This window comes from Novosphingobium hassiacum (assembly GCF_014196055.1).
Lineage (GTDB): Bacteria > Pseudomonadota > Alphaproteobacteria > Sphingomonadales > Sphingomonadaceae > Novosphingobium > Novosphingobium hassiacum.
The window spans coordinates 394,060-413,455 of the sequence record NZ_JACICY010000001.1 but is presented as its reverse complement, the minus strand read 5'-3'; the positions used below and the strand labels follow the sequence as shown (position 1 = coordinate 413,455).

At 64.9% G+C, this 19,396-nt stretch carries 25 protein-coding genes; 17 read left to right on the top strand and 8 right to left on the bottom strand.

Going from position 1 to position 19,396, the window contains the following annotated elements; genetic code table 11:
* Positions 1-45: 45 nt before the first annotated feature.
* From ruvX to pyrE, 7 genes are read right to left on the bottom strand one after another with little or no spacing between them, the layout of a single operon-like run.
* Positions 46-489: a Holliday junction resolvase RuvX gene (ruvX, locus tag GGQ88_RS02210; RefSeq protein ID WP_183611925.1), complete on the bottom strand. Its 444-nt coding sequence runs from the start codon at positions 487-489 to the stop codon at positions 46-48.
* Positions 490-509: 20 nt separating this feature from the next.
* Complete coding sequence (locus GGQ88_RS02205; protein ID WP_183611377.1) at positions 510-1,628, bottom strand: DUF3089 domain-containing protein; 1,119 nt, start codon at positions 1,626-1,628, stop codon at positions 510-512.
* A 20-nt stretch (positions 1,629-1,648) separates the two neighbouring features.
* Positions 1,649-2,719, bottom strand: a complete 1,071-nt coding sequence (locus GGQ88_RS02200; RefSeq protein WP_183611376.1) for an AI-2E family transporter — start codon at positions 2,717-2,719, stop codon at positions 1,649-1,651.
* A gap of 5 nt (positions 2,720-2,724) precedes the next feature.
* Entirely contained in the window at positions 2,725-3,627 is a 903-nt protein-coding gene (gene lepB / locus GGQ88_RS02195) for a signal peptidase I (RefSeq protein ID WP_246385400.1), read from the bottom strand.
* Positions 3,624-4,043: a holo-ACP synthase gene (gene acpS, locus GGQ88_RS02190; RefSeq protein WP_183611375.1), complete on the bottom strand. Its 420-nt coding sequence runs from the start codon at positions 4,041-4,043 to the stop codon at positions 3,624-3,626. The genes lepB and acpS overlap by 4 nt, the downstream gene beginning before the upstream one ends.
* Entirely contained in the window at positions 4,040-4,780 is a 741-nt protein-coding gene (locus GGQ88_RS02185) for a pyridoxine 5'-phosphate synthase (protein WP_183611374.1), read from the bottom strand. Before GGQ88_RS02185 ends, acpS begins: the two co-directional genes overlap by 4 nt.
* A complete protein-coding gene (gene pyrE, locus GGQ88_RS02180; protein WP_183611373.1) occupies positions 4,780-5,364 on the bottom strand; it encodes an orotate phosphoribosyltransferase in 585 nt (194 codons plus the stop codon). The genes GGQ88_RS02185 and pyrE overlap by 1 nt, the downstream gene beginning before the upstream one ends.
* A gap of 265 nt (positions 5,365-5,629) precedes the next feature.
* Between pyrE and coxB the strand changes: the two genes are divergently transcribed.
* From coxB to GGQ88_RS02105, 15 genes are all read left to right on the top strand, one after another.
* Positions 5,630-6,682 carry a cytochrome c oxidase subunit II gene (gene coxB / locus GGQ88_RS02175; RefSeq protein WP_183611372.1) on the top strand — a complete coding sequence of 351 codons (1,053 nt, stop codon included), beginning with the start codon at positions 5,630-5,632 and terminating at the stop codon, positions 6,680-6,682.
* 31 nt (positions 6,683-6,713) lie between these two features.
* Positions 6,714-8,402, top strand: a complete 1,689-nt coding sequence (gene ctaD, locus GGQ88_RS02170; RefSeq protein WP_183611371.1) for a cytochrome c oxidase subunit I — start codon at positions 6,714-6,716, stop codon at positions 8,400-8,402.
* Between the two features lie 405 nt (positions 8,403-8,807).
* On the top strand, positions 8,808-9,722 hold the full coding sequence (locus GGQ88_RS02165) for a heme o synthase (RefSeq protein ID WP_183611370.1): 915 nt from the start codon (positions 8,808-8,810) through the stop codon (positions 9,720-9,722).
* Positions 9,722-9,877, top strand: coding sequence for a hypothetical protein (locus GGQ88_RS02160; RefSeq protein ID WP_183611369.1), 156 nt, complete (start codon positions 9,722-9,724; stop codon positions 9,875-9,877). Before GGQ88_RS02165 ends, GGQ88_RS02160 begins: the two co-directional genes overlap by 1 nt.
* Before the next feature lies 1 nt (position 9,878).
* On the top strand, positions 9,879-10,508 hold the full coding sequence (locus GGQ88_RS02155) for a cytochrome c oxidase assembly protein (protein ID WP_183611368.1): 630 nt from the start codon (positions 9,879-9,881) through the stop codon (positions 10,506-10,508).
* 80 nt (positions 10,509-10,588) lie between these two features.
* Positions 10,589-11,410: a cytochrome c oxidase subunit 3 gene (locus GGQ88_RS02150; RefSeq protein ID WP_183611367.1), complete on the top strand. Its 822-nt coding sequence runs from the start codon at positions 10,589-10,591 to the stop codon at positions 11,408-11,410.
* Positions 11,410-11,781 carry a DUF983 domain-containing protein gene (locus tag GGQ88_RS02145; RefSeq protein WP_183611366.1) on the top strand — a complete coding sequence of 124 codons (372 nt, stop codon included), beginning with the start codon at positions 11,410-11,412 and terminating at the stop codon, positions 11,779-11,781. Before GGQ88_RS02150 ends, GGQ88_RS02145 begins: the two co-directional genes overlap by 1 nt.
* Entirely contained in the window at positions 11,781-12,344 is a 564-nt protein-coding gene (locus tag GGQ88_RS02140; protein WP_183611365.1) for an SURF1 family cytochrome oxidase biogenesis protein, read from the top strand. The genes GGQ88_RS02145 and GGQ88_RS02140 overlap by 1 nt, the downstream gene beginning before the upstream one ends.
* Before the next feature lie 155 nt (positions 12,345-12,499).
* Complete coding sequence (thrC, locus tag GGQ88_RS02135; protein ID WP_183611364.1) at positions 12,500-13,906, top strand: threonine synthase; 1,407 nt, start codon at positions 12,500-12,502, stop codon at positions 13,904-13,906.
* Positions 13,899-14,858, top strand: a complete 960-nt coding sequence (locus GGQ88_RS02130) for a class I SAM-dependent rRNA methyltransferase (protein WP_183611363.1) — start codon at positions 13,899-13,901, stop codon at positions 14,856-14,858. The genes thrC and GGQ88_RS02130 overlap by 8 nt, the downstream gene beginning before the upstream one ends.
* A 56-nt stretch (positions 14,859-14,914) precedes the next feature.
* Positions 14,915-15,289, top strand: a complete 375-nt coding sequence (locus GGQ88_RS02125; RefSeq protein ID WP_183611362.1) for a dihydroneopterin aldolase — start codon at positions 14,915-14,917, stop codon at positions 15,287-15,289.
* Positions 15,289-16,053 (top strand): SDR family oxidoreductase, encoded by a 765-nt coding sequence (locus GGQ88_RS02120; RefSeq protein WP_183611361.1) that lies wholly within the window; start codon positions 15,289-15,291, stop codon positions 16,051-16,053. The genes GGQ88_RS02125 and GGQ88_RS02120 overlap by 1 nt, the downstream gene beginning before the upstream one ends.
* Positions 16,050-17,069 carry a GTP 3',8-cyclase MoaA gene (moaA, locus tag GGQ88_RS02115; RefSeq protein ID WP_183611360.1) on the top strand — a complete coding sequence of 340 codons (1,020 nt, stop codon included), beginning with the start codon at positions 16,050-16,052 and terminating at the stop codon, positions 17,067-17,069. Before GGQ88_RS02120 ends, moaA begins: the two co-directional genes overlap by 4 nt.
* A 1-nt stretch (position 17,070) precedes the next feature.
* Entirely contained in the window at positions 17,071-17,307 is a 237-nt protein-coding gene (locus GGQ88_RS02110) for a MoaD/ThiS family protein (RefSeq protein WP_183611359.1), read from the top strand.
* 54 nt (positions 17,308-17,361) lie between these two features.
* Entirely contained in the window at positions 17,362-17,802 is a 441-nt protein-coding gene (locus GGQ88_RS02105; protein ID WP_183611358.1) for a molybdenum cofactor biosynthesis protein MoaE, read from the top strand.
* Positions 17,803-17,886: 84 nt separating this feature from the next.
* Here GGQ88_RS02105 and GGQ88_RS02100 read toward each other — a convergent pair whose 3' ends face one another.
* On the bottom strand, positions 17,887-18,495 hold the full coding sequence (locus GGQ88_RS02100) for a hypothetical protein (protein ID WP_183611357.1): 609 nt from the start codon (positions 18,493-18,495) through the stop codon (positions 17,887-17,889).
* Between the two features lie 163 nt (positions 18,496-18,658).
* Between GGQ88_RS02100 and rplU the strand changes: the two genes are divergently transcribed.
* Positions 18,659-18,955 carry a 50S ribosomal protein L21 gene (rplU, locus tag GGQ88_RS02095; protein ID WP_183611356.1) on the top strand — a complete coding sequence of 99 codons (297 nt, stop codon included), beginning with the start codon at positions 18,659-18,661 and terminating at the stop codon, positions 18,953-18,955.
* A gap of 24 nt (positions 18,956-18,979) precedes the next feature.
* Positions 18,980-19,249, top strand: a complete 270-nt coding sequence (gene rpmA, locus GGQ88_RS02090) for a 50S ribosomal protein L27 (RefSeq protein WP_183611355.1) — start codon at positions 18,980-18,982, stop codon at positions 19,247-19,249.
* Positions 19,250-19,396: the final 147 nt, after the last annotated feature.

Sequence of the window (19,396 nt, the reverse complement as noted above, 5' to 3'; positions counted from 1 at the left end):
GCAGTGCCGGGACGCAAGCGCAAATTCAAGCGGCGAGTGGGCGCCTCAGAATGCCGCGCCTCGCAGCGCGTCGATCGCGCCTTGCAGGATGAGCGCGGCAGCGTGCGAATCGATGCGTTCGGCGCGCTTGGCGCGGCTGAAATCCTGCTCGATCATCGTGCGCTCGGCTGCCTGCGTACTCCAGCGCTCATCCCACAGCAGGATCGGCAGGCCTAAGTCTTCCAGATTGCGCGCCATCGCCCGCGCGCCTTGCGAGCGTGGACTCTCCGATCCGTCCATATTCAACGGCAATCCGACGACCAGCCCCTTGACCCCGCGCTCGGCGATCATCGCTGCCAGCTGCGCCTTGTCGGCCGTGAACTTGGCGCGGCGGATCGTCTTTCCGGCGGTGGCGAACCGCCACGCCGGATCGGATGTGGCAAGCCCGATGGTCTTGGTCCCGGTATCGAGCCCCAGCAGGATGCCGCCGCCGCCGAGCGCCGCGCGCATCTCGATCACCGACTGCGTGATCACCGCCCCCGAGTCCGTTCCCACGCGTTGGTCCGTCGAGCCACATCGGCGCGCAGGTTCGCCCAGAACAACGGGATGTCATAGACGTGGTAGTTGTTGCCGGGGAGCACGAACGGGCCGAGGTCGGGCGAATCGCCGATCATCAGCAGGCCGGTCGTCGCATCGCAGCGCGCAGGGACCGCCTGCTTGATCAGCTCACCGTTTTCCAGGCCGTCGCTCGGACGCAGCGTCCCCAGATTCGCCGATGCAGGAGCGCTGCCACCGGTCCGTCCGGTCAGCGGATTGAAGCACAGCACCGGCTTGCCGTCCTTTGCCTGTCCGTCCAGCCCCGGCAGTGCCTTATAAGCCGCCAGCACGAGTTCAGGGTCGGCAGGCTCGGCAAAGCTCGACCATGTCGCCACGCACCCGCTCTGATCGGGCGCGTTGCAGGCGGGAAGGCCCATCGCAGGCAGATCATGCGCGACCGAGATCGGCCAGCCGACCGGGTATGCGGCCACGATCCGCGACGCAAGCGGCGTTCCGGCCACCCGGTCCTTGAGCAGGTGCATCAGGTGCAGCGCCCCCTGGCTGTGTCCGGCCAGCACGATCGGCACGTTCCTCGGCGTAGCAGCCACAAACGCATCGAACGCCAGCCGCACGTCCATATAGGCTGCATCGAGCGCCTGCTGGCCTTCGGGCTTGTCGGTCAGGAATGCGCCGATCGCGGCCTGCCGGTACTTCGGTACCCAGACTTGTGCCTGACCGTTGAACGCAGAGGCCAGGCCGCGCACGAAATAGGTCGCACGGGCGGCGCTGTCGGGTTCATTGATCGGCGCGTTCCAGTGTGCGCGGGCGAGGTATGAGGTCGGGTGGATGAAGAACACCGCCGCCTTGCCCTGTCCTTTGGCAATGCCCGCAGGCGCCCACTGTGCCGGGTCGCTCGCGCCGATATCCGGCCGCGAGATCCACATCGACCGGCCTGAGTAAACACCAGCGGGCAGGGGGTCGAGCCGCTCGAGTGCGACTTGCGGCACGAACGCATACCGCGTCAGCTCGTTCGACCAGAACCGCAGTGCGAGCAGCGCCGCGATCACCAGGAACACCAGGACCGCCATGAAATACAGGAACTTGCGAGCCACTGTTGAGGTCCTTGTTGCGGTCAGGCCGTTGTGCGGGCTTCGTCGTTGCGTTCGGCCCGGCGCTCCAGCGCGATCTTGATCATCGCCACGATCGGATCGGCCAGCATCAGCCCGAGGATGCCGAACAGCAGCCCGAGCATCAACTGCGCGCCCAGCACCAGGGCGGGCGCGAGGTCGGCGGTGCGCTTGGCTACCATGGGAACGATGATGTTGCCGTCCACGGTCTGCACGATCACGTAAACCGCGATGCAGAACAGGCCCATCTCGGTCCCGCCCGAAAAGCCGACGAGTACCATTAGCAGGCCCGAAATCGGTGCGCCGATATTGGGCAGGAACGCCAGCAACCCGGTCAGCAGGCCCAGCAACGCCGCCATCGGCACGCCCCACCATGCGAGCAAAGCCCAAGTCGCGATGCCCTCGACGCTCATCCCGACCAGCCGCCCGAACAGCAGCATCCGCAGCGTCTTGCCCATACGCTGCGCGGTGCCCTCGAAATGCTCGCGCGAATGTTCGGGCAGCATCCACGAAAGGCCGCGCCGGTAAAGGTCGGGCTCGATCACGAAATAGATCGCCAGGATGAAGATCAGGAACGCGGTGGTGAAGCCGCCGAAGATTCCGCCCAGCGCCCGCGTCACCTGTCCGACGCTGCCGAGCACTTGGGCAGCGATCTGTTGCAGGTTGAAATCCTGCAGGGTGATGCCGTGGCTCTGTGCCAGTATCGTCAAGCGCGCGATCTGGGTGTTCAGCACATCGGGGAATTGCGCGGCCTGCGCGGCGATTTGCCCCCCGGCAAACGTCACCAGCCACACCAGAAAGCCGAGCGCGCTCAGCAGCACGATCGTGATCCGCGACCAGCGCGGCAGGAACGGCGCGACTCGCGCGATCAGGCGCTGACCGCCGTCGATCATCGCCGCGAAAACGATGCCGCCGATGATCACCATGATCGGTTGGGCCAGAAGCACCACGAGCGCAAATAGCGCGGCCATGCCGAGCCACACAGCCGCCTTCTTGGCCTCGCGCTTGACCAGATTGTCGGAGATGTCGGTCGGCCCGGTCATTTCGGCGATGACAGTCTGGTCCGGTTTATCCATGCGGATCAACGCTCCTGAGGACTGGTAGCAGCAGGCTGGCGGCGGATTTCAGGCCGCAGTCTGGTCCAGGCGCGGCCCTTGCGCAAGGACGACCACCAAGTCGCCGGGTTCAGCGTTTCGCTGCCGTCGAGCGAGAACGTGAGGAATTCGGCGCGCCCGCCGACATTGGCCAGCGGCACCGGACCACCCAGACCCTTTTCCTCGATCGGCGCGCGGCTGTCGGCCGAATGGTCGCGGTTGTCGCCCATCAGGAACACGTGCCCCTCGGGCACCAGCGTCTCGGGATAGTTGTCGAGCGGCTGATCGGTGTGATCGACAATCACATAGCTCGCGCCGTTCGGCAGTGTCTCGCGGAACGCGGGCAATTCATAGACCTCGCGTCCATCGGTCAGCCGCGTGCGATAGCGCTCGAACGCATCATAGCATGGCGCGCCGTCGCAGCTCAGTTGCGGGTCCACGGGGATCTGCACCGGCGGTTCGGCCTCTTGCGGCACAAGCTTGCCATTGAGGATGATCTGCCCGTGGATCACCGCAATCCGGTCACCGGGCAGGGCGATCACACGCTTGATGTAGTCCTCGTCGCGGTCTGGCGGCACCGCGATCACGATATCGCCATACTGCGGCACGCCCGGCAGCACGCGGCGTTCCCCGCGCGGCAACACGTGGAACGAGGCCGATACCCACGACCAGCCGTAAGGGTACTTCGATACCACCAGCCGGTCGCCCACCAGCAGGTTGGGCATCATGCTGATCGAAGGGATGTAGAATGGCTTGGCGATGAAGCTGTGGAATATGACGACGGCCAGTAGCATCGCGGCCAGGCCACGGAGCTCGGCCCACCAATCGACGCCGCTCTCGGGTGGTGGCGGTGGCGGGCTTTCAGGCGGTGCTGCAGCTTCGTCGGTCAAGTGCCTGAATTTCCGGCTAGAGGGCGCGCCTCGATCACCACGAAGGCCTGTGCCCAGGGATGATCGTCGGTCAGCGTCAGATGCACCACGGCCTCATGTCCCTCCGGCGTGATCGCGGCCAGCCGCGCTGCAGCACCGCCGGTCAGCGCGAGCGTCGGCGCACCCGACTTCGCATTGACAACGCCGATGTCCTTCATGAACACGCCTGCCTTGAACCCGGTTCCGACCGCTTTGGAATAGGCTTCCTTGGCCGCGAACCGCTTGGCCAGCGTGCCAGCCTTGGTAAACGGCCGCCGCTCGGCCTTGGCCTTTTCGACGTCGGTAAACACCCGATCCACGAACCTCTGGCCGAACCGTGCAAGCGACTTCTCGATCCGCTCGATGTTGCACAGGTCGGAGCCCATCCCGATGATCACCGCGCCTCATCCATCAGGTCGCGCATCCGCCGCACCGCGCTCTCCAGCCCGACGAAGATCGCCTCGCCGATCAGGTAGTGCCCAATGTTCAGTTCAGCCAGTTGCGGAATTGCCGCGATTGGCTGGACGTTTTCATAGGTCAGCCCATGTCCCGCATGCGGTTCGATGCCGTTGACCGCCGCGAGCGCCGCCATGTCGGCAATGCGCCGCAGTTCGATCTCGACCTGCTCGCCTTGCGCATGCGCATATTCCCCGGTGTGGAGTTCCACCACCGGCGCGCCCAGCTTCATCGCCGCCTCGATCTGCCGCGCTTCGGGGGCGATGAACAGGCTGACGCGGATGCCCGCATCGGTCAGGCGCGATACGATCGGTGCCAGCCGGTTGTGCTGCCCTGCCGCGTCCAGCCCGCCCTCGGTCGTGCGCTCCTCGCGCCGCTCGGGCACGATGCAAGCGGCATGCGGCAGGTGGCGCAGCGCGATCTCGAGCATTTCGTCGGTCGCCGCCATTTCAAGGTTCAGCGGCAGGTTCGTCGCCGCCTGAATGCGCGCCAGATCCTCGTCACGAATATGACGACGGTCCTCGCGCAAGTGCGCCGTGATGCCGTCTCCGCCGACGCTGGCGACTATTTCTGCCGCGCGCACCGGATCGGGATGATCACCACCGCGCGCGTTGCGGATCGTGGCGACATGATCGATGTTGACGCCCAGCCGCAGGCGTCCAGGGAGCAGCACGCTCATCAGGCCACCGCCCGGCTGCCCGGCTTGACCGCCGGCGTCGCGGCCAGTTCAGGCGGCAATTCGTCCTCGGCGTAAGTCGGGAAATTGAGCGCAACCAGCGGGAAGAACGGCACGCCCAGATCAACCGCGCCTGCCGACCGGTCGATCAGCGCCGCCGCTGCGATCACTTCGCCGCCCGCTTCCTCGATCGCCTTGATCGCCTCGCGGCTCGAAAGCCCGGTCGTCACCACGTCCTCGACCATCAGCACCTTGTCGCCGGGGGTAAGCGCGAAACCGCGGCGCAGTTCGAACGTGCCGGTCGGCCGCTCGACGAACATCGCCTCGACGTTCAAAGCGCGGCCCACTTCATGGCCGATGATCACTCCGCCCATCGCGGGCGAAACCACCTTCTGGATCTGCGAGCGCACCTCGCGCGGGATTTTCTGTGCGATCGCCACCGCCAGCCGCGACGCGCGCATCGGGTCCATCAGCACGCGCGCGCACTGCAGGTAATGCGCGCTGTGCCGTCCGGACGAGAGCAGGAAGTGCCCTTCGAGCAAGGCCTGGCTGGCGCGGAATTCAGAGAGGATCTCGTCTTCGAGCATGCGTCACCTGGAACCTGATGGGAGCCTGCGCAAATGGCGCTTGCGCGGGCGCGGGGCAACCCTTTTATCTGGCTGCGCTGCCAGCCGCTCTGGGCCTTGCCCTAAGGGGCGTGCGCAAGGGGCGAAAAATATGCGTTCAGCCGCTTGAGGCTTGGCACGACCGCGCGTATAGGCCGGTCCAATCTAGGGTCTCGGACGGGCGCAAAAGTGCCTTTTCGATGCATCGCAAATTGCGTGCAAACAGGGAAAAGCGGAACCTTTGACGATGAGTCTTGCCGACACCGCCCGTTCGATGGGCAAAGCAATCCGAACGCTTGGCGTCGTTGCCGCCCTGACATTCGGGACTTCGGCGATTGCCGCCGCGCCTGTAGCGCCAGCAGCGGCAACCCCGGCAGCGGCAACCGTCGAATCGGCGGCGCCAGCCGCAGCCGCTTCGGCTGCAGCGCCGGTCGACAAGGGCTCCTACGTCCCGATGAAGCCCACCCCCGGCAAGGGTCAGCCCGTCGATGGCGGCTGGACCTTCCAGGACCAGTACTCGGACACGGGCAAGGAAGCCCTGTGGATGCACGATTACCTGCTGATGCCGGTGATCGTGGCGATCTCGCTCCTCGTCCTCGTGCTGCTGCTGGTCGTGATGGCCAAGTTTAACGCGCGCCGTAACCCGGTCGCGTCCAAGACCAGCCACAACACCGCGATCGAAGTCGCCTGGACGCTGATCCCGGTTCTGATCCTCGTGGTCATCGCAGTTCCCTCGATCCGTCTGCTCGCGCACCAGTACGATCCCGCACCCAAGGGCGCGCTGACCGTCAAGGTCACCGGCTACCAGTGGTACTGGGGTTACACCTATCCCGACAATGGCGGGTTCGAGGTCATCTCGAACATGCTGTCCGAAGAAGACGCGCTCAAGGCAGGTGAACCCAGCCATCTCGCCGTCGACAACCGGATGGTCGTCCCCGTCGGTGAGCCGATCCGCATTCAGACCATCGGTTCGGACGTGATCCACGCCTTCGCCGTGCCGTCGCTGTGGTTCAAGCTCGACGCCGTGCCCGGCCGCATCAACGAAAAGGTGCTCAAGATCAACGAGCCCGGCCTGTATTATGGTCAGTGTTCGGAACTCTGCGGCGCCCGTCACGGCTATATGCCGATCGCGGTCGAAGCCCTGCCGCGCCCGCAATTCGAAGCCTGGGTTCGTACCCAGCCCGGCGGTACCGTCGGCCCGGTAGCGCAAGCTATACCGGCTGCCGCGCCTGCTGCTGCAACCCCGGCTCCAGCCGCTGCCGCTCCGGAAGCCGATGCTTCCGCCGCGCCTGCTGCCTGACGCGAAGTTCCAAGGACAAGGTTCGACCGAAATGGCCACCATTCCCGCAAACGAAGGCTTCGATGCGCACGATCACGCGCACGACCACGATCATGATCACAAGCCGGCGTTCTTCGCCCGCTGGTTCATGTCCACCAACCACAAGGACATCGGTACGCTGTACCTGATCTTCGCGATTTTCGCAGGGATCGTCGGCGGTGCGGTGTCCGGCATGATGCGCGCCGAACTGGCAGCGCCCGGCATTCAGTATCTCGGCTACTTCGCCGAACTGCTGGGCACGGCCAACCCAAGCTTCGACCAGCAGCTGCACTTGTGGAACGTGCTGATCACGGCGCACGGGTTGATCATGGTGTTCTTCATGGTCATGCCGGCGATCATCGGTGGCTTCGGCAACTGGTTCGTCCCGCTCATGATCGGCGCGCCCGACATGGCGTTCCCGCGCATGAACAATGTCTCGTTCTGGCTGACCGTGGCGGGCTTCTGTTCGCTGATGTTTTCGGCATTCATGCCGGGCGGCACAGGGCAGGGCGCTGGCACCGGCTGGACCGTCTACGCTCCGCTGTCGACGTCCGGCTCGGTCGGTCCTGCGGTCGACTTCGCGATCTTCTCGCTCCACCTTGCAGGCGCGGGTTCGATCCTCGGCGCGGTCAACTTCATCACCACCATCTTCAACATGCGCGCGCCGGGCATGACCCTGCACAAGATGCCGCTGTTCGTGTGGTCGGTGCTGGTCACCGCGTTCCTGCTGCTGCTCGCACTGCCAGTGCTTGCTGCCGCGATCACCATGCTGCTGACCGATCGCAACTTCGGCACGACCTTCTTCGATGCCAGCGGCGGCGGCGATCCGGTGCTCTACCAGCATCTGTTCTGGTTCTTCGGTCACCCCGAAGTCTACATCATGATCCTGCCGGGCTTCGGCATCATCAGCCAGATCGTCTCGACCTTCTCGAAGAAGCCGGTGTTCGGCTACCTCGGCATGGCTTACGCGATGGTCGCCATCGGCGTGGTCGGGTTCATCGTGTGGGCACACCATATGTACACCACCGGCCTCGACGTTAACACGAAGATGTACTTCACCGCCGCAACCATGGTCATCGCGGTGCCGACCGGCATCAAGATCTTCTCGTGGATCGCAACGATGTGGGGCGGCAGCCTCGAGTTCAAGTCGCCGATGGTCTGGGCACTCGGCTTCATCTTCCTGTTCACCGTCGGCGGCGTGACCGGCGTCGTGCTCGCCAATGGCGGCGTCGACGACAACCTGCACGACACCTACTACGTTGTGGCGCACTTCCACTACGTGCTGTCGCTGGGCGCGGTGACCTCGCTCTTTGCCGGGTTCTTCTACTGGTTCCCCAAGATGAGCGGCCGGATGCACTCCGAGTTCCTCAGCCACCTGCAGTTCTGGGTGTTCTTCGTCGGCGTGAACCTGATCTTCTTCCCGATGCACTTCCTCGGCGTCCAGGGCATGCCACGCCGCTACCCCGACTATGCTGCGGCCTTCGCGCACTGGAACTGGGTCGCCTCGATCGGCTACGTCATCATGGCCGCCTCGATCGTGATCTTCTTCATCAACATGCTCTACGCGTTCCTCGCGGGCAAGAAGGCGGAAGCCAACTACTGGGGCGAAGGCGCAACGACGCTGGAGTGGACCCTGTCCTCGCCCCCGCCGTTCCACCAGTTCGAAACCCTGCCCGTGATCGACGACAAGGCCGGTCACTGAGATAGAGGTTCGAGTTAGAGAACAGGCCTCCGGGGAAACCCGGGGGCCTTTCTCGTTGGGCCGCGTAGTGCCCACCCCGCTGCGACTAGGGACACTTCGTGACCCAAGTCTCGCGGCCCTCCCGTTTGCGGGAAGGCCAGTCTGACGTCACTTCTTCCCCCTCCCGCGCGCGGGAGGGGCCGGGGGTGGGCCTGCAACGCCACCCTCCTCAAGATTGCCCACCCCTCGTGCTCGTCATCAACACATCCTCGTCATCCACCCATCCTCGTCATCCCCGCGAAGGCGGGGATCCAGCCCCAAGCGCCGACTGGATCCCCGCCTTCGCGGGGATGACGAGGTCCTATCCACCGCTCATCCCGTTTCGCTTCCCTCGCGCCGCACTCGCGCGTATAGGCGCGGCCAACCATGGACTCAGGCCAAACCCTTCCGCTCCCCGCCGAATGGCGCGATTTCTTTGCGCTGACCAAGCCTCGCGTGATGACGCTGGTGATCTTCACCGGCCTGTGCGGGTTGCTGGCGGCTCCCGGCAGCATTCACCCGGTCATCGCCTTCACCGCGATCCTGTGCATCGCCGTGGGCGCAGGCGGCGCCGCAGCGCTGAACCAGTGGTGGGAAGCCGATATTGACGCGGGGATGAAGCGCACCGCCGCCCGACCGCTTCCCGCCGGCAGGATGGAGCGCACCTCGGCGCGCGATTTCGGCATCGCGCTGTCGGCAGGTTCGGTTATGGTCATGGGCCTCGGCGTCGGCGTGCTTGCTGCGGCGATCCTGGCGTTCTCGATCTTCTACTATGCCTGGATCTACACCGTGTGGCTCAAGCCGCGCACCCCGCAGAACATCGTGATCGGTGGCGGGGCAGGGGCGTTCCCGCCGATGATCGGCTGGATCGCGGTGACCGGCGACATCACCTTGATGCCGGTGCTGCTGTTCGCGATCATCTTCATGTGGACCCCGCCGCACTTCTGGGCACTCGCGCTGTTCGTGCAGACCGATTACGCCAAAGTCGGCATTCCGATGATGCCGGTCGTCGCGGGCGAGACATCGACCCGTCGCCAGATCCTTGCCTACGCCATCGCGCTCCTGCCACTGACGCTGGTGCCGTGGTGGATCGGCGGGACTGGCGCGATCTATGGCTGGTCGGCGCTGCTGCTCGGGCTGGTGTTCGTCGCGCTCTCGGCCAAAGTCGGCTTGCGGAAATCGGTGCCGGGTGACGGGATGGTCCCTGAAAAGCGGCTGTTCGGTTACTCGATTCTCTATCTATTCGTCCTTTTCGGCATGCTGGTGATCGACCGGCTTGCCACGGTGCAAGGCTGGCAGTGATGAACGAACCGCTTACCCCCGAACAGACCGAGCTGTACCGCGCGCGCCAGCGCGGCCGCAACCGCGTGCTTGGCGCGATCCTGTGCGCGCTGGCGGTGCTGTTCTTCGCGATCACCATCGTCAAGATCGCAGGCCAGTCGGCAGGTACGCATTGAGATGAACGCACGCGTCATCCCAGATCCACGCAAGAACCGCCGCGTCGGTCTGATGGCGGCGGGCGGCGCTCTGGCGATGCTCGGTGCGGGCTACGCCTCGGTCCCGCTCTACCGCCTGTTCTGCCAGGTCACCGGCTACGGCGGCACTACCCAGCGCGCCGATGCGGCCAAGGTTGCCGGTATCAAGGTCGCGGGCAAGATGATCCGCGTGCGCTTCGATGCCAATGTTGCGCCGGGCCTGCCGTGGCAGTTCCGCCCCGAACAGGTGACGCAGGACATGAAGGTCGGCGAGCGCAAGCTGGCCACGTACTACGCGCACAACCTCTCGGGCCGCCCGGTCACCGGCACCGCCATCTTCAACGTCTCGCCCGAACAGGCGGGCCGGTACTTCAACAAGATCCAGTGCTTCTGCTTTACCGAACAGAAGCTGATGCCGGGTCAGGAAGTGCGCATGCCGGTGATCTACTATGTCGATCCCGCGATTCTCGACGACCCGAATGCAAAGAACATCGAGGAGATCACGTTGAGCTATACGTTCAACGAGACCCCGCAGAGCGCTGCTGCCGCCACGGCCAAGCCTGTTCAACAACCGATGGAAAAGCCTCTGGACCGCACGCCAGCACGGCGATAAAGGCCAGATGAACCATTCGTCCCGGATACTCGTCCGGGACATCCAACACGACCTGACCTGACACGGGGACTTCGACGATCATGGCCGGCACCAAGAACCACGATTATCACATTCTGCCGCCTGACATCTGGCCGATCATCGGCGCATTTTCCGCGCTGACCATGGCCACCGGCGGCGTGTTCTGGATGCACAAGATGGCTGGCGGCAGCGCAGTGTTCCTGCTCGGCCTGCTTGGCGTCATCGTCACGTTCTTCTCGTGGTGGGGCAAGGTCATCAAGGAAGCGCATGCGGGCGATCACACGCCTGTCGTGCAGCTCCACCAGCGCTACGGCATGATCCTGTTCATCGCTTCGGAAGTGATGTTCTTTGTCGGCTGGTTCTGGGCGTTCTTCGACTTTTCGCTGTTTCCGTCGACCATTGCCGAAACAGTCGGTGGCCAGTGGCCGCCCAAGGCGATCGAAGCGGTCATGGACCCGTTCGACCTGCCGCTGCTCAACACGCTGATCCTGCTCTGCTCCGGCACCACGCTGACCTGGGCGCACCACGCGCTGATCCATGGCGATCGGGACGGGATGAAGAAGGGCCTGTGGGCCACGATCATCCTGGGCGCCGTATTTTCTGCGATCCAGGCCTACGAATACGCGCACGCACCCTTCGCGTTCGGCACCAACACCTATGGTTCGTCGTTCTACATGGCGACCGGGTTCCACGGCTTCCACGTGATCGTCGGCACGATCTTCCTGATCGTCTGCCTGATTCGCGCCTACAAGGGCCACTTCACCCCGCGCCAGCACTTCGGTTTCGAAGCGGCCGCGTGGTACTGGCACTTCGTTGACGTGGTGTGGCTGTTCCTGTTCGTCGCCATCTACGTCTGGGGCGGTTGGGGCTACAAGATCCACTGATGCCAGACGGCGAAAGCCAGAAAACGAAGGGGCAGCCGGGGATTACCCAGGCTGCCCTTTTCGGTTTGTGCCCCCGCTGCGGCGCGCGCGGGGCGTGGGACGGCCCGGCCACACTGGCGGCGCGGTGCACAGCCTGCGGGCTTGATCTGGCACGTCATGAGCCGAAGGGCAGGGCGCTCTACCTCGTCGTCCTGCCGGTCACGGTCCTGCTGATTCTCGCGGCACTGAAGCTCGACGATGTGGTGCGCCTGCCTGTGTGGGTGCTGGTGCCGCTGTGGGGCGTTGTCGTACCGCTCGCGATCATCGCTGCGCTCCGCCTTGCCAAGTCCACGGTCCTGCGCGCGCGACTCGAAAAACAAGGATTCTTGTAATGCGCCGCCTTCCGATCCTGCCGACGATCATCGTGGCGATTGCCGTCGCGATCATGATCGGTCTCGGCTTCTGGCAGATCGCGCGGCTGCACCAGAAGGAAGCCATGCTCGCGCGCTACACCGCGGCGCAAGGCTCGTCGGCGCAGATGCGGTTCCCATTCACTCCGGCTGAGACCGAAGCCGCGCTCTATCATCGCTCATCGCTCGATTGCGTCTCGGCCAGCGACCCTACCTCACGCTCGGGCCGCACAGCGAAGGGTGACGCAGGAATTGCCCAGATCGTCACCTGCCATCAGGCCGACGGCACGACCGCCGAACTCGTCCTCGGCGTCGCACAAACGCCCGCGACCGTCGAATGGAGCGGCGGCAAGGTCACCGGCTGGATCGCCCCCGGACCCCGCCTGGTCGCCGACCCGCCCCAGGCAGGCCTCGCTGCCAACGCGCGCCCCGATCCCAACGACATCGCCAACAACCACCTCGCCTATGCCGCGCAGTGGTGGTTCTTTGCGCTCGTGGCGATGGTGATCTACGTGCTCGCGGTCAGGAAGCGCGAGCGCGGGTAAATCGCGTCTCCCCCAAAGCTCCGTTCGTGTCGAGCGAAGTCGAGACACTGGTGCGCGGTGTCTCGACTTCGCTCGACACGAACGGAACAGATGACCGGGAGGCGTGAGCCAGAATCCTTGCCACATTCGCCCATGCTCGCTAACCGGCCATTCCCATGAAGTACGTCAGCACCCGGGGGCAGGCCCCTTCGCTCGATTTCCAGGGCGTCACGCTCGCAGGCCTTGCGTCCGACGGCGGCCTTTATGTGCCCGAGGTGTGGCCGCAATTCACGGCAGACGAAATCGCCGCGATGGCCGGGCTGCCTTACGCCAAGCTCGCGCAGACAATCATGCAGCCCTTCGTCGGTGATTGCCTGACGCCTGAGCGCCTGCTGGAACTGTGCGAGCAAGCCTACGGTCGCTTCGCCCACGCCGCCGTGGTGCCGCTCAAGCAGCTCGACGAGACCCAATGGGTGCTCGAACTGTTCCACGGCCCCACGCTGGCGTTCAAGGACGTCGCGCTGCAGCTGCTCGGCCTGTTGTTCGAGGAATTCCTCGCCAAGGGTGACGATCACCTGACCATCGTCGGCGCGACCTCGGGCGATACCGGCTCTGCCGCCATCGACGCGGTCGCAGGCCGCGCCAAGGTCGATATCTTCATGCTCCACCCGCATGGCCGCGTGTCCGACGTGCAGCGCCGCCAGATGACCACGGTCATCGCGCCCAACGTCCACAACATTGCCATCGACGGCAGTTTCGACGACGCGCAGGCCACGGTAAAGCGCATGTTCAACGATCCGGCGATGACCGGAACCTTCCACATCGCTGCGGTCAACTCGATCAACTGGGCGCGGCTGATGGCCCAGGTCGTCTACTACTTCTACGCCGCGCTCCAATTGGGCGCGCCGCAGCGCAAGGTCGCGTTCTCGGTGCCGACCGGCAACTTCGGCGACGTCTTTGCGGGCTACGTCGCGGCCAAGATGGGTCTGCCGATCGAGCGCCTGATCGTCGCGACCAACGTCAACGACATCCTCCACCGCGCGCTTTCGACCGGCGATTATTCGGCCAGCACAGTCACCCCGACCGCGGCGCCGTCGATGGACATCCAGGTCTCGTCCAACTTCGAACGCCTGCTGTTCGATGGCTGCGGACGCGACGGCGCTGCTCTTGCCGAACAGATGCGCAGCTTCGATGCCAACAAGGCGATCCAGCTGACCAACGCGCAGCGCGAATCGTCTGCCGCGCTGTTCTCCTCCGAACGCGCCGATGCAGGCAACATGGCCAACGCCATGCGCTGGGCCTATGAAGCGACCGGCGAAGTCCTCGACCCGCACACCGCCATCGCGCTCCACGCCGCGCGCGTTACCAAGGGCATCCCGGCAGGCGTACCCATCGTCACGCTCGCGACCGCGCACCCGGCCAAGTTCGTCGATGCGGTAGAACGCGCCACCGGCCTACGTCCGGGTCTGCCTGCCCGCGTGGGTGACCTGTTCGAGCGCGAGGAGCGCTGCGACCACCTGACCGGCAGCTACGAAGAGATCGCCGCCTACGTGGCTGCGCGCGCGACGCCGCAACATGGCTGAACTCGACATCCAGCCAAAGCTGATGATCGGCGAAGGCTGGGCTGACTTCGCGCTGCTCGACTCCGGCGATGGGCGAAAGCTGGAGCGCTATGGCAAGCACCGCTTCATCCGCCCCGACGCGCAGGCACTGTGGAGCCCGTGCATGCCCGACTGGCAAGCCGATGCCGAATTCGTCCCCGGCTCGGACGAGGACGGCGGCGGGCGCTGGCAGTACAACGGCCCGGTCCCGCGCGAAGGCTGGGAGCTGGCGCGCGGCGACGTGCGCTTCACCGCCTCATGCACTCCCTTCCGCCACCTCGGCTTCTTTCCCGACATGGCCCCGGTGTGGGACTGGATGGGTGAGCGTCTTACCTCAGATTCAGCGCGTCCCCGCGCAGGCGGGGACCTCAGGCCGAATGGCGCCAACCAGGACGAGGGAGGTCCCCGCCTGCGCGGCGACGCCAGCACCCTCAACCTCTTCGGCTACACCGGTGTCGGCACGCTCGCACTCAGCGACTACGGCCCGGTCACCCATGTCGACGCCTCGAAGAAGTCCGTCGCGCAGGCCCGCGTCAATGCCGAGTTGTCCGGCATGACTGACCGCCCGGTACGCTGGATCGTCGACGACGCCGCCAAGTTCGCTGCCCGCGAAGTCCGCCGCAACAAGCGCTACGACGGTATCATCCTCGACCCGCCCAAGTTCGGTCGCGGCCCCGATGGTGAGGTCTGGCGGCTTGAGGAACACCTGCCCAACCTGATCGCCGATTGCGCGCAACTGCTCGATGCCGGCAGCCGTTTCCTGTTCCTCACCGTCTACGCCGTGCGCATGTCCTCGCTCGCCATCGCCGGGCTGCTCGCCGAGGCGTTGAAGCACTTGCCCGGCACCATCGAGCACGGCGACCTCTCGATCCGCGAGGAAGGCGAGAACGGCCGCCTCCTTCCCACCGCCATTTTCGCGCGATGGAAAAACTGAATCTTCGGCGTGGGTCCCGATGGACTCGCCCGCATAGCAATGCGAAGGCATGACCCGTGTCCGACACCCTGATCCTCGAAGTCGCCAATCTGGAAACTGACGTTCTCACCGGGATCTACTCGGAAGAGACCGGGCGGCCGCAACCCTTACGCATTTCGATGCGCGTGGGGTACAAGGTGCGCGATCGCTACACGCCCGATTGCCCGCTGTCGGCCAGCAAGAACTACATGGACCTCAAGTTCGCGGCGAGCGAAGGCCTGCCCGAGGGGGTGCATTTCAAGCTGATCGAAGCTGTGGCAGACCATATCTGTGAAACGCTGTTCCTGCAGGATGACCGGGTGATCTGGGCCGAAGTAAAGATCGTCAAGCTCGCCATCAGCGAGAACGGTGAGGAAATCGGCATCACGCTCAAGCGCGAGCGGCGCGCCTGATGGCGGGTGCGCGCCCGCTGGCGCTGATCACCGGCGGGTGGCGGCGGATCGGCGGCGCGATCGCGCGCAAACTTGGCAGTGAGGGCTGGGACCTCGCTCTCCACGCCCATCACGAAGGTTCGTTCGACACCGAATTCAAGGCGCAGCTCGAATGGCTGGGTGCGGTGGTCCACCCCGTCGCAGGCGATCTCGACGATCCTGCTTTTGCCACGCGCCTGCTCGCTGAAGTCGGCGAGGCGGCGGGTCGCCCGCCCGAACTGCTGGTCAATTCCGCCTCGTTGTTTCACGACGACCGTGCCGAGACGATCACCGCCGAAGAGCTCGAGCAGCATTTCCGCGTCAACCTGTTCGCGCCGATGCTGCTGACCCGTGCCTTTGCCGAGGCGCTGGGCGAGCGCACCGGCAGCGTGGTCAACATCCTCGATCAGCGGGTGATGAACCCGGTGCCCGACCAGATCAGCTACACCCTGTCCAAGCAGGCGCTGCACGCATCTGTGCGCACGCTCGCCCGCGCGATGGCCCCGCGCGTGCGGATCAATGGCGTTGCGCCCGGGCTGATCCTGCCGACATCGGATTACGACGCGGCGCAGTGGCACCGCCTCGAACAGATCATGCCGCTCAATCGCCTTCCCGGTGCCGACGAAATCGCCGACGCAGTGCATTACCTGGCAACCGCCCGATCTGTCACGGGCCAGACTATTTTCGTCGATGCGGGCGCAAACCTTGAATCTTACCCCCGCGACTTCGTATACATGGAGAAGTGACCAGCGCTTTTCCGAAGGCCAATGCGCCCCTGATCGACCGTTTTGCGCGGCGAATCACCTATCTGCGCTTGTCCGTCACCGACCGCTGCGACTTGCGCTGCGCCTATTGCATGCCCGAGCGTATGGAATTCCTGCCACGCGCCGAAGTCCTGACGCTCGAGGAAATGCAGCGCCTCGCGCTCGCCTTTATCGAACGCGGCGTGCGCAAGATCCGGCTGACCGGCGGCGAACCGCTGGTGCGGCGCGACATGATCCAGCTGGTACAGGCACTGGGCCGCAAACTGGGGGATGGCCTTGAAGAGCTGACGCTGACCACCAACGGCACGCGCCTTGCCGAATTCGCCGACGATCTGGCCGCAGCAGGCGTCCGCCGCATCAACGTCTCGCTCGACACGCTCGACCGCGCCACCTTTGCCAAACTCTCGCGCCGCGACATGCTGCCGCAGGTGCTCGAAGGCATCGCCGCTGCCAAGGCTGCAGGGCTCAAGGTCAAGATCAACGCCGTCGCGCTCAAGGATATCAACGAGGCCACGCTGCCATCGCTGATCGAATGGGCGCACGGGCAGGGCCATGATGTGACCCTGATCGAGGTCATGCCGCTCGGCGAAGTCGAGGGGGACCGCTTCGATCACTACCTCCCGCTCGACGCGGTCCGCCGCGATCTCGAACAACGCTGGACACTGACCCGCAGCGATGCGAACTCGGGCGGCCCGGCGCGCTACGTCGATATCGCTGAAACCGGCGGTCGCCTCGGCTTCATCACGCCGCTGACCGGCAACTTCTGCGAAGGCTGCAACCGCATCCGCGTCACCGCCACCGGCCAGCTCTACATGTGCCTGGGCGGTGAGGGCCGGGTGGACCTGCGCGCCGCGCTTCGCTCCGATAACCCGGACGAACAACTGGCCACCGCGTTCGCCCGCGCGATGGGCGAAAAGCAGGAACGCCATTCTTTCGTGATCGACAGCCCCGGCGGCGCGCCCGCTGTTTCGCGTCACATGTCCACCACAGGCGGCTGACGTGCCCAGACTGGTATTTCTGGGCAAGCTCGAAGACATCGCGGGCACCGCCGAATTGACAGTCGCGCCCGGCCCGGTCGAACAGATCCTCGCCACGCTCGACCGCGCACTCGCCATCGAACTGCTCGGCGAAAAGGTCCGCATGGCGCTTAATGGCAGCCTGATCACCGACATGGGCGGCGTCACGCTGCGCGAGGGCGACGAACTGGCATTCCTGCCGCCCGTCAGCGGAGGCTGACAGATGACAGATTCAGCGGAGGCTGACAGATGACAGATTCAGCGGGGGTAAGCGATGGCCGACGTCCGGCTTGAAACGGCGCTCGATCCGGTCGCCGAGATCGCCGCGTTCAACGCGCGCTATGCCACATCGGGCGGCATCGTGACCTTTCTCGGCCAGGTCCGCGAAGGCGGCGGGGTCGAGGCGCTGGAACTCAAGCACTACGGCCCGATGACCTTGCCGGGCATGACTGATCTTGCGCGCATCACCCAATTGCGCTGGCCGCTCGACGGACTGCTGATCGTCCACCGCCACGGCGTGATGCACCCCGGCGATCCGATCGTGCTAGTCGCCGCCGCCGCGCGCCACCGCCGCGACGCCTTTGCCGCCGCCGATTTCGCGATGGACCACCTCAAGAGCGAAAGCTGGTTCTGGAAGCGCGAAAAGACCGCCACAGGCTGGCGCTGGATCGAGCCGCGCCCCGAAGATCACGAGGATCTCGAACGGTGGCGGTGAACCTCATGTAAATCCCTCTGCCCGGTTCGTGTCGAGCGTAGGTGGGTGGCTTGGGAGTGGGTAGTTGGGGGCGAGGGGCGGCAGTTACCGCAGCCGCCCAAGCAGCGAATCGATCACGTCGCTTTCACTGGTCGTCAGTGCTTCAACTTGCGCGCGGGTCTCGCGCACCGCTTTGAAGTCGGCGTCGGCCCCGTCGGCCACGCGATTGCTCGCTTCCACTTCCAGCCGGTCGAGATCCGCCAGCGGCAACCCCACCTCGGACCGCGCCGATTCGAGCCCTGCGACCGCCACAGACGCCACCGACCACGCCTCGGTGCCCTTGGCCGCTCCCGATGCCGCACTCACCGCACGCGTCGCTGCAGGCTGGCGTGCGACGAAGCTCTCATGCGCCTTGCGCGCAGTCGCGAGCAGGGCGGCCAACTTGCTGGTCAATCCCGCGCTCACCCCCGGCGGCTGGGCAGCGGGAGTTTGCGCAGCGCGGGCGTTCGCATAGACGTCTTCGGCCGGACGCCGCGCCAGCGAGGGATAGTCCCCACGATCCGAACACCCGCCCAGCATCAGGGCGCAGCTTGCCGTCGCTATCAGGGCGAGACGGGAATTGCATTTTACCATGCTCGCGCCATAGCATGGCTGTGCGGTCGTGCCAGTGCCGGGTTCGTGCGAGAGTCTGGGCACCGGTGCCGCATCTTGCACGTTGACAGAACGCAGGTCGTGGATTATCCGCGCCGTTCTTTCCGGGACCCTGCATTCGTGCGGGGAAACGGTGCGTTACCCGTTGTCAGCGATTCGCAGGCTTAGGGTGCCTCAAGTGGATCGCCTCGGGTAACCTGGGCATTTGGAACGGATAGTAGAAACCATGTTCGCAATCGTGCGCACGGGCGGCAAGCAGTATCGGGTTGCCGCCGGAGACAAGATCGCGGTCGAGAAGCTGGCGGGTGAAGCCGGCGACAAGATCACGCTGGGTGACATTCTTCTTGCTGGTGAAGGCGATTCGCTCGCTGACATCGGTTCGATCACGGTTTCGGCCGAGATCATCGCGCAGGCGAAGTCTGAGAAGGTGATCGTTTTCAAGAAGCGTCGCCGTCACAACTACCGTCGCAAGAACGGTCACCGCCAGCAGCTTACCCTGCTGCGCATCCTGTCGGTCGCCTAAGCGAACAATTCGGAGTAATTCGATATGGCACATAAGAAAGCAGGCGGCTCTTCGCGCAACGGTCGCGACTCAGCAGGCCGCCGCCTCGGCGTAAAGAAGTTCGGCGGTCAGGAAGTGATCGGCGGCAACATCATCATCCGCCAGCGCGGCACGCGCGTCTATCCGGGCGCCAACGTCGGCATCGGCAAGGATCACACCCTGTTTGCGCTGGCCGAAGGTCGCGTGCGCTTCCACGGTGGCAAGCTTGATCGCAAGTACGTGTCGGTCGACGTTATGGCGCAAGCCGCAGAATAACGATGGTCTGCATAGGGCCATCCTGATGGGTGGCCCCGCCGGTTTCAGGACCGGCCGATAGAGGGAGAGGGCCCCGCCCGTCTCCCTCTTTTCATGTCTCCCTCGCGCAATACTGTTGTCACTTCAGAGGCCTAGGGCCGCGCTGGA